Genomic DNA, 13,553 nt, shown 5'->3' on the forward strand with positions numbered 1-13,553 from the left:
CAATCGGTAAATTTAAGTGCGATCGCCTGGTTTTTGACCCAATTAGAGTGTTTAAAAACCTGATTTTTTTGACTGATACGCTTGTAAATTAAGGCCTTTTAGGGAATGAATCAGCCCTGCCTTAAAAAGGGGGGAACTGGAATAAAAGTCCCCCAATTTATCGGGGGATTTAGGGGGATCTAGAACGTTTTGATACTCACAAGAGGACTTTTCAAACATCCTCTCACAAAGAAAAGCTCCAAAAAGAACAATCAACAACTAACCAACAACTACTGATTCTGCTTTGGCAGTTCCTTGGGTGCGACGATCTTTTAAGTAAGAGAAAAATTCCCGCCCTTCACGCAGACGACGTACTAACATTTGGGGATCGGTGAGCATTTCAGCGACAATTGGAATAATCGCTCTAGGACGGAAGTAGAATTTACGATACATTTTCTCAACTGCATCCTCGATCTCAGTACTGGAGAGATTTGGATATTGCAGTGTGGACATTTGAATTCCTGAACTAGCAACTAAGGAATTATTGCTAAACCAATTATTTTCTTGTGCTTGACGATAAAGTTCTGTTCCAGGATAGGGAGCGGCGATGGAAACCTGAATTGTATGAGGACTAATATCGCAAGCAAAGCGGACTGTTTCTTCAATTGTTTCTTGGCTTTCGTCGGGTAAACCAATGATAAATGTGCCGTGTACGGTAATGCCAAGTTTATGACAATTTTCCATAAACTTCCGCGCTACTTCCAGCCTGATTCCTTTCTTAATCCCATCTAGAATTTGCTGATTGCCAGATTCAAATCCTACTAAGAGTAGACGTAAGCCATTATCGCGTAGTTTTTTCAGGGTGTCATAGTCCAGATTGGCGCGGGCGTTGCAACTCCAAGTCAGTTTGAGTCGCCGCAGATGTTCGCTAATAGCGATCGCCCGATGTTTGTCTATCGTAAAGGTATCATCATCAAACATATATTCTCGCACCTTGTCACCGAAGAGAGCTTTGGCTTCTTCCATCTCGCGCCCCACAGCTTCCGGGCTTTTCGTGCGGTATAAGTGTCCACCAATCGTTTGTGGCCAAAGGCAGAAGGTACATTTTGCTGGACAGCCTCGCCCAGTGTAAAAGGAAATGTATGGATGCAGCAAGTAGCCAATAAAGTATTTGGTAATATCCAAATCACGATGATAAATTGGCAATACACTGGGCAGAGAATCCCAATCGTGAATCAAGGGGCGGTCTTCATTATGACGTATATTACCTTGGCGATCGCGGTAGCTTAGACCTGTGATTTCTTCCCAAGATTTACCTTCTGCCAGTTCTTTGCAGGTATAGTCGAATTCGTGGCGACACACAAAGTCAATTATTGGGTTTTCAGCGAGCGTCTGCTCTGGTAATACTGCTACATGCGCTCCAATCAAGCCAATCTGGATATTAGGGTTTTGAGCCTTAATTGTCTCGGCGCACTTCACATCATTAGGCAGCGAAGGCGTGCTGGTGTGCATGATAATTAGCTCATAATCTTTAGCAATTTCGATTACATCTTCTACTGTTTGATCGTGTGGTGGTGCATCAATCAGCTTGCTACCAGGTACAAGGGCTGCCGGTTGCGCCAGCCATGTAGGATACCAGAAGGAAGTAATTTCGCGCTTGGCTTGGTATCGTGAACCTGCTCCCCCATCAAATCCATCGAAGGAAGGAGGGCTGAGAAACAAAGTTTTTTTCATAGGTATATTTCCTCAATATATAATTTTACGCACAGTCTCCGAGACTCTGCGCGAATACGTTATCAGGGTAAGGGACTTCCAAAGAGAAAAATATCCCAAAATTGACGCAAAAACCTCTGTATTTCTCCTCTCTCTGTGTTCTCTGCGCCTCTGTGGTTCGTTTATTTGCATAATTTATTTCTTGGAAATCCCTAATTCTAATTAGCTTACCGTGATATTTCCGAAGTTTCTAACTAGAGTTCTTGGATAAATCAAAAAAAGAACCTCAAAGAGCCTGTGACTTACGGCAAAGTCTCGCCTCTGGGCAATCCTGCGCTGTACACACAAGTCTTGGAGAGTTGCCCCACAGCCTTTTGATCCCCCCAACCCCCCGATAAATTGGGGGGCAAAAACTTCTTAAAGTCCCCCTTTTTAAGGGGGATTTAGGGGGATCTTCTTGTATACAGAGATAGATGTGTTGTCCTGCGGGGGGTGTTAGGAGACTTTTGCCGGTCTACTGTTAAGATAGAAAACTTACCCTAAAAGCGCAATCTAAATTTATCTAGAAATAACTATCTTAAAAATGGGGCATGGGGCATAGACATCTGTCATGAATTTGATTTACTTTCTTTTGCGTTCTTCGTGGGGGATGGTAGCGATCGCCATCGCTACGGGATTTTTGAGTGGCGGTAGTAGTGCGGGTTTGATTGCCTTAATTAGCCATGCTGCAAGTAGCAGTAGTGCTTCCCGAATCACATCCATAATTTGGGGTTTTGGGGGGCTGGCAATAGTTGTATTAGTTACCAGTATTGTTTCTCAAGTGATGCTGATTCGCCTTTCTCAGAATGCAGTCTTGCAATTACGGATGGGTTTGAGTCGGCAAATTCTCGCTTCTGAGTTGACTCATCTGGAAAGTTTAGGAAATCCCCGACTATTGGCAACTCTCACAGAAGATATTCAGGCGGTTGCTAATGCTGTTTATCAGATGCCTTTCATCTTTATTAATTTAGCCATCGTCCTGGGTTGCATAGCCTATATTACCTGGCTTTCTTGGTTAGTGCTGGTGCTGCTTTGTGGGATTTCAGTAGTAGCGATCGCTAGTTGTCAGTGGCTACTCAACAGAGGCAGTAAATTGTTGGCTCTAGCTCGTGAAGATGAAGATCATCTATTTAAACATTTTCGCACCATTACCGAAGGAGTTAAGGAACTAAAACTAAATTACAGGCGGCGTGAAGACTTTTTAGAAGAAAAACTGCAATCAACTGCTAACAAGTTTCGTCATCACAACGTTAAAGGTCTAACTCTTTTTGCCACAACTTCTAGCTGGGGTCAACTCGTATTCTTTTTTGCCCTCGGTTTTGTCATGTTCGTGCTGCCTAATCTGCTTACCATCAATGCCGAAACTCTCTCTGGCTACATTTTGACCTTCACTTATCTGGTGTTACCAATGGATAACATCATCAGCAAACTTCCCCTATTAAGTCAAGCCACTATTGCCTTGCAAAAAATCGAGTCCTTGGGTTTATCTCTAGCTAGTCGAACTGAAATATCCACTGTTCCACCTGCACTTAAATCTGACTGGCACAGCTTAAAATTTGAAAATGTTACCCACACTTACTATCCAGTTCAAGAAGACAATAGCTTTATTTTTGGCCCCGTTAACTTAACGCTCTATCCTCAAGAATTAGTCTTCATTGTCGGCGGTAATGGTAGCGGCAAATCTACCCTAGCAAAATTAATTACCGGACTTTACATTCCTGAAAACGGCGAAATTTGCCTTGATGACGAGCTAATTAGCGAACAGAACCGAGAATGGTATCGCCAGCATTTTTCCGTGGTATTTTCCGACTTTTATTTATTTGAAGAACTTTTAGGATTAAAAAATTCTTACTTGGATGCTCAAGCCACAAAATATTTACAACTGCTGCAACTAGATCATAAAGTGAAAGTTGAAAATGGACAACTTTCTACCACTGCTCTTTCTCAAGGACAACGGAAACGATTAGCTTTACTCACAGCCTACTTGGAAGATCGACCAATTTATCTATTTGATGAGTGGGCAGCCGATCAAGATCCGGTGTTCAAGGAAATATTTTACACTCAACTTCTACCAGAACTGCGATCGCGGGGTAAAACAGTCCTGGTGATTAGCCATGACGATCGCTATTTTCATTTAGCAGACCGAATTATCAAACTTGACTATGGGAAAATAGAGTACGACAAAACTTAACCATCAAAATAATTCATAAATGTCTGAACAAAAGCCCATAAGTCCTTGGAACTACAAACCTTGGTGGTGTCAGCCCTGGTCTATAGTTCTGACTGGTGTAACACTGATTGGTAGTAGCTGGTTACTATTTAAAACTATCTGGCTAACAGTTCTCGTCTCCGTTCCTGTAGTGACGTGGATGGGATTTTTTGTGCTGTTTTGGCCGCAACTAATGATTCGCAGTGGTATTTTGGAGTCGTATAAAGAGTAATTTAAGCCTGATGTAAGAAGTAGTACTTATGAACTTTCTACTCAACACTTATTAGTCCTGAAAGTCAAGCTAGCAATGGGGCTTGCCTGTATGTCATCACATAAGGGGAAGTTCTGAGGGTCGGCTTTCAATCCTCAGAACTTATGTGTATATACATAATAACATTGTATTAAAAACATCTAATTTGGCGAAGCACTCTGATAGTATAATAAGTTTTGATAATTTCTAGCTGATATTCATAATTTTCAACCTGGCTGTGGGCAAAAGACTTTGTAAGCATTTATATACTTAGGGAATTTGCACAGTCAAAGCCAGGGTGATATGAACAACAGAGCAAACCAAAGGCATAAAGAACATCATGCAATACAATATTTCTGTATATTCGACCGAATGTTGATTTTCGTTGCAGAGATGTTTAGCTCACTGAGCCTTGCTGTTGGAGAGGTAATCCTGCGATTGTTGCAAAATTTCCAGCGTCCGAGACTTTCCCGGCTCAGGTTCAGACACTCATCTGTGAAAATGCCAGTTGCTCCTCTACCTGACAATGAAGCAGAGAGGCTGAAAGCATTGGCAGACTACAATATTCTGGATACCCTACCAGAAGAAGCATTTGATGACCTAACTGCTCTTGCTGCCTACATTTGTCAGGCTCCAATTGCAATAATTACCTTAGTTGATAGCGATCGCCAATGGTTTAAATCTAAGATTGGACTAAAAGCCAGGGAAACGCCTAGAGATTGGGCGTTTTGCGCCCATGCCATTCTTCAACCAGAGGATATCTTAGTGGTTCCCAACGCCATCAAGGACGATCGCTTTATTAACAATCCCCTAGTCAAAGGTAATCCCAAAATCCGTTTTTATGCTGGAGTCCCACTAGTTACACCCAATGGTTTGCCTATCGGGACATTGTGCGTATTAGATACCACTCCTCGTCGTTTAAGTTACCAGCAGTTAGATGCACTGCGCCGCCTAAGTCGTCAGGCCATCGCTCAGATGGAACTCATTCAGGAAGTTCGCAACCGCAAACAAGCATCACTGACCGATGAACTAACAGGTTTGCATAACCGACGTGGTTTCTTCCTAATGGCTGAACAACAGTTAAAAATTGCTCACCGCATGAAAACATTGTCATGGGTTATCTTCATTGATTTAGATGGGCTAAAACAGATTAACGACACCCTCGGTCATGATATGGGAGATGCCTTGATTGTTGATGCGGCTCGATTACTCAAGCAAAGTTTTCGTAACTCGGATATTGTTGCTCGCTTGGGTGGAGATGAGTTTATTGTTTTCGTCTCCAGCTACTTTAAAGATGCTGATAGCATCCAAGGGCATCTACAAGCAAATATTACCAACTTTAATCAACAGCAAAACCGTAGCTATGAACTTTCGATGAGTATGGGCATAGAGCGTTGCTCACCAGAAAGCAATATGTCACTAGAACAACTAATCGCCAGGTCTGATGAGTTAATGTACGCTCACAAACGTCTCAAACAGCAATCTATTCGTCAAGGAGAGTAGAGCCAGTGCCTTGCGGAGGTTTCCAACGCTCGTACCTCGCTATCCGTTGTTGCAACTGGCTCCCCTAAGTATAAAAAATCAAATATGAGTCCTATATTATAATTTTCTGTTAAATGCTATACTATTTTTCCTACACATCTAAGTAATAATTCTAGGTTGTAAGGAAAATTTTTACCATGTCTTCTAAAAAGACAGATGCTCTGTTGAATTGGTTGATAACTATAATAGTTATATTTGGCTTCTCCTTGACTGTAATTTTCTTCGCCTTATCCAGCGTTAAGGAATTGTCAATTGCAGAAAAAATCCAGTATAGAAACCAAGCATTAACAACTACTGCAATAGTTTTTCTCGCATCGGCAGCAATGTTTAATACTTATTATGCAGCAAAGCGTGCCCAAGCGATGCAGAAGAATGCGATCGCAGCTGAGAAAAACCTAGAAATTGGCCTTCAAAATGCAAAACTCAATCAAGACAGATTGATTGCAGAACGCTTTATGGGGGCAATTTCCCAGCTTGGCCATGACAAAATTGAAACTCGGACAGGCGCAATTTATGCCTTAGAAAGAGTTGCTCAGGATTTTCCTCAAGAACATTGGACAATCATGGAAATTCTTACTGCCTTTGTACGAGAGAATGCACCTATACAGCGCGTCAAAGGGGAGCAGCAAAACCCGGAATATCAAGGAGCAGTTTACTCAAGTAGGCGTAGAGGTGGGTCGCGTCCGACACCGCAGTTGGAGCAAAACCTCCATGAAGAATTACCAAAAATACGCACCGATATTCAAGCAGCCCTAACTGTTATCGGTAGGCGTAATTCACTGGAAGACCCAAAAGATCAGAAACTTGATTTACGTAACACCGACATTAGACAAGCAGACCTGCTCAAAGCTAACCTACAAGAAGCAGACCTGCGTGGGGCTGACTTGAGTGGGGCTGACTTGCGTGGTGCTGACCTGCGTGGTGCTGACCTTAGTGGCGCTAAACTCATTAGGTCTATTCTCTACGAAACAATATTACTAAAAGCTAGCTTGTGTGGAGCTAATCTTTGTTGGGCTAACCTCAATCGTACCAACTTCTCTGGAGCAAACCTACGTTCAGCCAACCTCTCTGGAGCAAGTCTGCGTGCAGCTAATTTACAGGGAGCGAACCTTTATAAAGCTAACTTGCAACAAGCGTCGTTGAAAATAGCCAATCTCTCAGGGGCCAAGTTGTTTTTAGCGAATTTGCAAGGAGCAAAATTAGGTAAAGCGAACCTGCATCTAACGGGTTTGATTGGTGCTAACCTTTGTGGGGCTAATTTAAATGGTGCCAACCTTTCTGGAGCTAATTTGAACGCAGCCAAACTCCACCAAACAGAAGTCTATTTTGCCAACCTCTCAGAAGCTAGCTTAACGGAAGCTGACCTGTATCAGGCTAACCTCATTGGAGCAAACTTATATCGGGCAACCTTTTATCAAGCTAACCTGACTCAGGCAAACCTGATGGGAGCGAATTTTTCTGAAGCTAACCTTACTGATGTCAAATTGGAAGGGACAATTTTGACAGGAGCGAAAAACTTAGAATTGCAGCAGATTACAGAGGCACTTGGCGATCGCACCACTCGCCTACCTGATTATATCGAAGCACCAACACATTGGCGGCAGTCTGGTTAAGTAACCTCAGCATCATTAGTTATTTGGGCGTATTCTACCGATTTCATAAAATACCATAGTTTCTACCAAAAGTCTCCGTAATCATTATTAATATGAAACCCGACATCGTTAAATATAATTACTTATCCGAACCTGATATAGGACTAGTACAAGAAGGCAAAAGTAAAAAGGCAAAAGTAAAAAGAAAGAATGCTTATTTTGTAAGCTTTCTGGCTATTTAAAATGGTTGGTTTATTTACGCCGTGTTGTACTAGTATTTGATTTTGGAAATGCACGTAGTGGACCCTCTAGGCTAAAATAGTGCATTAGACTTTTGTTGGGTGGAGCGGAGCGCAACCCAACTGATTATCAGGATGTTGGCTTTGGCAAAGCCTCCAACGCCAGTTGCTACAACGCGGGAAACCCGCGCAACGCAGTGGCTCCCCAACCGACAATTTTTTTGCAGCATTAAAGCCATGACAGGCTACTACAAGACTACCGAGATTTTTTCAGAAATCAAATATGATTCCTATAGCGGTTCTCGGCCCTTGTGAGGTACAAGAACCCCACCCCCAACCCCCTCCCCGCTCTTCGAGAGGGGGCTTAAGATGTACCTCACTAGATTGAGAAACGCTATATATCAGTTGTTAGAGATTTCATAAATGATTTTTATGCAGTAGATTTAAGAATCTGTCAAGTTTATCCGTGTTTGTACTCTATCAGATATTTACGGATGCTCTTAGAATCAACCTAAATTTATTTGTATAAGGAGTCAGATATGAAGACTTATGACATATCTTTGATAAAGACAAATGGACTGACGACTTTATTGGTATTTATCTCAGTTATATTTATTTTCTCATTAACTCTAATTTTCTCGTTCTTTGAAAACATTCAAGGATTTTCAATTCAAGAAAAAATCGAATACATCACCCAAGCATTAACAACTATTGCCATAATCATTGGAGGATTGGCATTAATTATTAATGCTTACTATACTTCCAGACTCTCTCTGGATGAGAATCAGAGCCTGTTAACACAACTTCTAGCTGGAACACTAGCTTGGGATCACAACACCAAACCTGGGATCAATTACAGACAACCAATTCCACAAGAGATTGTTCCCGAACGCTTTTCTAAAGCAATCGAACAACTGGGAAATGAAAAGATTGAAACGCGATTTGCCGCAATTTATGCTTTAGAACGAATTGCCAAAGATTCTCCGAAAGACCATTGGACAATTATGGAAATCCTCGCTGCTTTTATCCGCGAAAATGCCCCGGTGAATCAGGAATATGAGGACGAGTCACAGGATTCATCAAAACTTCCTACAGATATTCAAACAGCCTTAACTGTCATTGGGCGACGCGATTCATATAAAGATCCAGTCAATCAGAAACTTGATTTACGCAATACAGACCTTAGCAATGCAGATTTAACGGAAGCTAACCTCTCTAGAGCAATCCTTGTCGGGGCTAACTTGCAATGGGTCAATTTTACACGAGCAAACCTCTCTGAGGCAGATTTATCAGTAACTTATCTTTGTGGATCAATTCTCCATGAAGCCAACCTGCAAAAAGCCATCCTCCCAGAAGCCAATCTTCAAGGCGTAGTTCTCAGAAAAGCAAATCTTTCCCAAGCAATCCTTTATGATGCCAACTTAGAAGGGGCAATCCTTTGTGATGCCAACTTAGCAGGAGCAATCCTTTGTGATGCCAACTTGGAAGGAGCAATCCTTTGTGATGCCAACTTGGAAGAAGTTAACTTCGAGGGTAGCAATCTCCAAGATGCAAACCTGATTGGCAGTAACTTGCAAAGGGCAAAACTGGCTGGAGCTAATCTACAAAGTGTATTACTTAGTACAGCTAATCTCCAAGAAGCTGATCTCCAAGAAGCTAACCTCTCTGGAGCGAACTTGAGCGGCTCGGAAAACCTAGAATTACCGCAGATTGAACAGGCCATTGGCGATCGCACCACAATCCTACCCGAAAACCTGAAAATACCCCAAAATTGGCGATAGCGCGATGTATTGTCTCGTTCTCAGTCTCTGACTGGGAATGGATTATGGGAGGCTCTGCCTCCCTTGCTGGCAGCAAAGCCGCAACCGCAATGAGGAGCATTTTCAGCCAGAGGTTGGAAACGAGGTTGTTTAAAGGGGTTTGGCCTGAAGTTGACACCCATGAGGATTGTGCTTTATCCCTGCGACAGATCCGGCTTTTTCCATCAATTACATTTGGTGTTTTCTATCAATTATATAAGAAATGCTTGCTAGAGTCTGGAGTGCATCAATTGTGGGCATCGATGCCGTCAAAGTAGGCGTAGAAGTCGATGTGTCAGGGGGATTACCGGGAATTGTTGTCTTGGGACTACCAGATTCAGCAATTCAAGAATCAAGAGAAAGAGTCAAAGCAACTTTGAAAAATACTGGCTTTGCCTTTCCGATGCGAAAGATAGTCATTAATTTAACTCCGGCAGATTTACGCAAAGAAGGCCCCTGTTTCGATTTGCCTATTAGTGTGGGAATTTTGGCGGCTTCTGAGCAAGTTAGCGCTGATTTGTTGGGGGATTATCTATTTTTAGGCGAAGTCTCTTTGGATGGCAGTTTGCGTCCGGTGGCTGGTGTATTACCCATCGCCGCAGCAGCCCAAAAAATGGGAATTGCTGGTTTAGTTCTCCCTGCTGATAATGCCCAAGAAGCAGTAGTGGTTGAAGGTTTGGCTGTTTACGGCTGCAAACATATCTCTGAGGTGGTGGATTTTTTAAATAATCCGGGGCGTTACAAACCGGTACAGATAGATAGTGCAGTGGAAACGGCAAAAGCATCCTACCCTGGCGCAGATTTGCATGATGTGAAAGGACAGGCTCATGGGCGTCGTGCTTTAGAAATTGCTGCGGCTGGCGGGCATAATTTAATTTTTGTTGGACCGCCTGGTAGTGGCAAGACCATGTTAGCAAGGCGTTTACCGGGAATTTTACCGCCCTTGAGCTTTGCCGAATCTTTAGAAGTGACTCGCATTCATTCGGTAGCTGGTTTATTGAAAAATCGTGGTTCATTGGTACGCGATCGCCCTTTTCGCAGTCCCCACCACTCAGCATCGGGGCCTTCTCTTGTGGGGGGTGGTAGCTTCCCTCGTCCTGGAGAAATATCATTATCACATCGCGGTGTACTTTTTCTCGATGAGTTGACAGAATTTAAACGAGATGTATTAGAATTTCTGCGTCAACCTTTAGAAGATGGCTATGTCACAATTTCGCGTACTAAACTATCAGTAACGTTTCCCGCACAGTTTACTTTGGTAGCGAGTACCAATCCCTGTCCATGCGGTTACTATGGCGATACCATTCAACAATGTACTTGTTCTCCCCGCCAACGCGAGCAATATTGGGCAAAGCTTTCTGGGCCGTTGATGGATCGAATTGATTTACAAGTTGCAGTGAATCGCTTGAAACCAGAAGAAATTACCCAACAACCTACCGGAGAAGCATCAACATCAGTACGCGAACGAGTACAACAAGCAAGCGATCGCGCAATTACCCGTTTCCAAGAAGAACAAAATCTGCGTTGCAATGCCCATCTGCAAAGTCGTCATCTTCAGAAATGGTGCAAATTAGATGATGCTAGTCGGAATTTATTAGAAGCAGCAATTAGAAAACTAGGTTTATCGGCAAGAGCCAGCGATCGCATTCTCAAAGTAGCACGAACTATTGCAGATTTGGCGGGAGAGGAAAAGCTCAAAACCAATCATGTAGCGGAAGCAATTCAGTATCGCACAATTGATAGAATGCAGTGAAAGGGTGAAATCACAAGTTTCTGTTAGATGCAGGGTATAACCTGTCCCTTTATCGAATGGCACTAAGAAAAGATACAGCCCTTGCTCTAACTGGTTAAGAGCCTAGAGGCTGGGAACCCATTCTGGGGGGCTGCCGCCTCCAGTAGCTTGACAAGAGGCAGCAGCCCATTCAGAATACATTCCCAGCCTCCAGGCTGGGAACGAGACGACACAAGCCTTTGGGCTTTTCTTAGTGCCATTCGTCCCTTGATCTTCTTAAGTTGACACCAATGCCCCCTACCCCCTGCCCCCTAATACTAAGGCGACTGATTTAACACCCACTTCAACCACTGCCCAAAAGAACTTACAACATTTAACCTTTGAACTCCAGTAGCACGGGCGGCGGCGAGTCCATCAACGGCGACTAATGCGGCGTACTGCAAGCCCAAGAAACTATCAACTGCTGCATAAGGCCCACCTAATGTAATAGCCCCAGCCGCATACATTTGACCTCTATCACTACGCATTTCTACTAATTCAAAATTGTTCGCTACAGTCAATCGCCCCAGATGATTCACTGGGAGGTTGTAATGTTTCACCAAATCTGCTAAGAGGGGATTGGTATCTACCTTGGCATCCAGTCCAGTAGCATCAACAATAAAATCAGCTAGCAATTTCATTTCCCCAAAGCTTTGCTCTCGGATACGGGTAATAGTCCGGTTTTGGGCATCTCGTTCCACATCCAGCACCTCTCCGAAGCTAATTTGATACCAACCTTCGCTTAAGCCTTGGGCAGTAATTTGCTGCCAATCCTGGCGGTCTGCGGTGGTAGTTCCACCCCAGTCTGCTAGTAAACGCTTGCGTTCATCGGGACTGGCTTTTTCTAACATTACCCGGAGTTCGCCGCCCCAACAGGCTTTCGGCCAGTTAAAGGGTTGAAATTCGTAATGATTTTTGACTAGGCGGGTGGCTCTTTGAAATTTGTTACCTTGGGGTTTAGGCGATCGCATTAAATGCAAAACTGCAATATTCCGATTTCTTTTTCTCGCTTCATAAATGCGCTGCACAATCCGCGAAGCCACAATTCCTCGCCCTCGAATCAATACGGTACCACCTTGTTGCTCTAGTTGCTCATAAACATGATCGTGAGCTTCATAAGCATTGACAACAGATTTAAAATCTTGATATTTTTCCCTATAAGCTTGCAAATCTGGCAGAAATTGAATTGCTGGATACCCAGTAGCTAAATGTAAATAACGAGTAACTAAAAAAGCATAACTTCCTGGGGCGCGAGAATAGGCTACGCAATATCTGCCATCATCAGTTTTGCGAATTCCCCTAACTCGTCCATAACGATAAATTTGATTCCAGCCAATGCGCTTCGTCTCCCTATCTATGGAATCAAAGACGTTACCCGCACGGGGAGTATAAGTTTCGGCAAATGTTGGTTCAGCAAAGACTTGCCACAAATACTTGAATGCTGAATTTATCTGTCCCTTGGCTAAGTCACCCCAAGCCTCACGCAAGGCATAACTAGGCCAACCCCAAATATTATCAGGACAAGAGTCAGAATTAGAACGCAGTCTTTCATATAAGGGAATTTGCGAATTCAAACAAAGGCGCTTGTAACGAGCATAAGGTTCCGCCTCTAATCCCAAAGCTACAATTTTATCAGCACGTACACCACTAATTCGCAGCAAATCAGCCCATAAAAAGCTACCCAATCCCGCCCCGATCGCCAGATAATCAGATTCATCTACTGGAAATCCTGTAGCATGAAGTGCTTGCACGGCGACCTTTTGTGCCTGAAACGCTAATGGCGGGAAATTACTTACCGAGGGCGTTAGCGGTTGGAATACAGGCAACCTGGGGTCTGGAACATTGGTATTTGCGTTGAAGTGAATCGTTGAAGGGGGGCTAGTATCTGGTGCAGAGGCGCTAGCGGCAAATGTCACCGTTATTAAATAGGGGCCAATTTGCAACGTATCGCCATTAGCTAAGACACTGCGCGTTTGTGGTTGACCATTGACATAGACACCGTTAACGCTACCTTGGTCAATCACTACTAGATGGTCTTGTTCCCAATCAATTAGGGCATGGTAGCGAGAAACTTCGTTACTGTTAAGCAGCATCCGAGAAACCCGCACTCCCCTAAGTTCAGCCGGTAAACGGGCAAATTCTCGACCAAAAGCGATCGGCATATTCAACCTTGGTTCTCGCCGTTCACCCGTCGCTGGTTCTTCCCAACTCAATTGGATTTGTTCATTAGTCATTGGTCATTAGTCATTTGTCATTGGTCATTGGTCGAATGGCACTAAGAAAAGCCCAAAGACTTATGTAGCCTCGTTCCCAGCCTGGAGGCTGGGAATGTATTCTGAATGGGCTGCTGCCTCTCATCAAGAAAGAGGAGGCGGAGCCTCTCAGAGCTGGTTCCCAGCCTCCAGGCTGGGAACCAGTTA

The 13,553-nt window shown here is 43.5% G+C and carries 8 protein-coding genes; 6 read left to right on the top strand and 2 right to left on the bottom strand.

The window, feature by feature from the left end; translation table 11 throughout:
* Nucleotides 1-258: 258 nt before the first annotated feature.
* Nucleotides 259-1,713, bottom strand: a complete 1,455-nt coding sequence (gene hpnJ / locus V7K97_RS08235; RefSeq protein WP_334800370.1) for a hopanoid biosynthesis associated radical SAM protein HpnJ — start codon at nt 1,711-1,713, stop codon at nt 259-261.
* A gap of 589 nt (nt 1,714-2,302) precedes the next feature.
* On the opposite strand from hpnJ, the gene V7K97_RS08240 reads away from it, so the two are divergent.
* From V7K97_RS08240 to V7K97_RS08265, 6 genes are all read left to right on the top strand, one after another.
* Nucleotides 2,303-3,922, top strand: a complete 1,620-nt coding sequence (locus V7K97_RS08240; protein ID WP_334800372.1) for a cyclic peptide export ABC transporter — start codon at nt 2,303-2,305, stop codon at nt 3,920-3,922.
* Between the two features lie 19 nt (nt 3,923-3,941).
* Nucleotides 3,942-4,172, top strand: a complete 231-nt coding sequence (locus V7K97_RS08245) for a DUF6737 family protein (RefSeq protein ID WP_334800373.1) — start codon at nt 3,942-3,944, stop codon at nt 4,170-4,172.
* A gap of 321 nt (nt 4,173-4,493) precedes the next feature.
* Nucleotides 4,494-5,693 carry a sensor domain-containing diguanylate cyclase gene (locus V7K97_RS08250; protein ID WP_334800374.1) on the top strand — a complete coding sequence of 400 codons (1,200 nt, stop codon included), beginning with the start codon at nt 4,494-4,496 and terminating at the stop codon, nt 5,691-5,693.
* A gap of 176 nt (nt 5,694-5,869) precedes the next feature.
* Entirely contained in the window at nt 5,870-7,345 is a 1,476-nt protein-coding gene (locus V7K97_RS08255; protein WP_334800375.1) for a pentapeptide repeat-containing protein, read from the top strand.
* 757 nt (nt 7,346-8,102) lie between these two features.
* Complete coding sequence (locus tag V7K97_RS08260; protein ID WP_334800376.1) at nt 8,103-9,344, top strand: pentapeptide repeat-containing protein; 1,242 nt, start codon at nt 8,103-8,105, stop codon at nt 9,342-9,344.
* 241 nt (nt 9,345-9,585) lie between these two features.
* Nucleotides 9,586-11,115, top strand: a complete 1,530-nt coding sequence (locus tag V7K97_RS08265) for a YifB family Mg chelatase-like AAA ATPase (RefSeq protein WP_334800377.1) — start codon at nt 9,586-9,588, stop codon at nt 11,113-11,115.
* Nucleotides 11,116-11,411: 296 nt separating this feature from the next.
* Here the strand turns inward: V7K97_RS08265 and V7K97_RS08270 are convergent, their stop codons facing one another.
* Nucleotides 11,412-13,367 (bottom strand): FHA domain-containing protein, encoded by a 1,956-nt coding sequence (locus tag V7K97_RS08270; protein ID WP_334800379.1) that lies wholly within the window; start codon nt 13,365-13,367, stop codon nt 11,412-11,414.
* Nucleotides 13,368-13,553 lie beyond the last annotated feature (186 nt).

The sequence above is a fragment of the Nostoc sp. genome (assembly GCF_036917815.1).
In the GTDB taxonomy this organism is placed as follows: domain Bacteria; phylum Cyanobacteriota; class Cyanobacteriia; order Cyanobacteriales; family Nostocaceae; genus Nostoc.

Bases quoted from the DNA above. Each gene is read 5' to 3' on its own strand.
- hpnJ (WP_334800370.1), bottom strand. From the start codon at position 1,713: ATGAAAAAAACTTTGTTTCTCAGCCCTCCTTCCTTCGATGGATTTGAT.
- V7K97_RS08240 (WP_334800372.1), top strand. From the start codon at position 2,303: ATGAATTTGATTTACTTTCTTTTGCGTTCTTCGTGGGGGATGGTAGCG.
- V7K97_RS08245 (WP_334800373.1), top strand. From the start codon at position 3,942: ATGTCTGAACAAAAGCCCATAAGTCCTTGGAACTACAAACCTTGGTGG.
- V7K97_RS08250 (WP_334800374.1), top strand. From the start codon at position 4,494: ATGAACAACAGAGCAAACCAAAGGCATAAAGAACATCATGCAATACAA.
- V7K97_RS08255 (WP_334800375.1), top strand. From the start codon at position 5,870: ATGTCTTCTAAAAAGACAGATGCTCTGTTGAATTGGTTGATAACTATA.
- V7K97_RS08260 (WP_334800376.1), top strand. From the start codon at position 8,103: ATGAAGACTTATGACATATCTTTGATAAAGACAAATGGACTGACGACT.
- V7K97_RS08265 (WP_334800377.1), top strand. From the start codon at position 9,586: ATGCTTGCTAGAGTCTGGAGTGCATCAATTGTGGGCATCGATGCCGTC.
- V7K97_RS08270 (WP_334800379.1), bottom strand. From the start codon at position 13,367: ATGACTAATGAACAAATCCAATTGAGTTGGGAAGAACCAGCGACGGGT.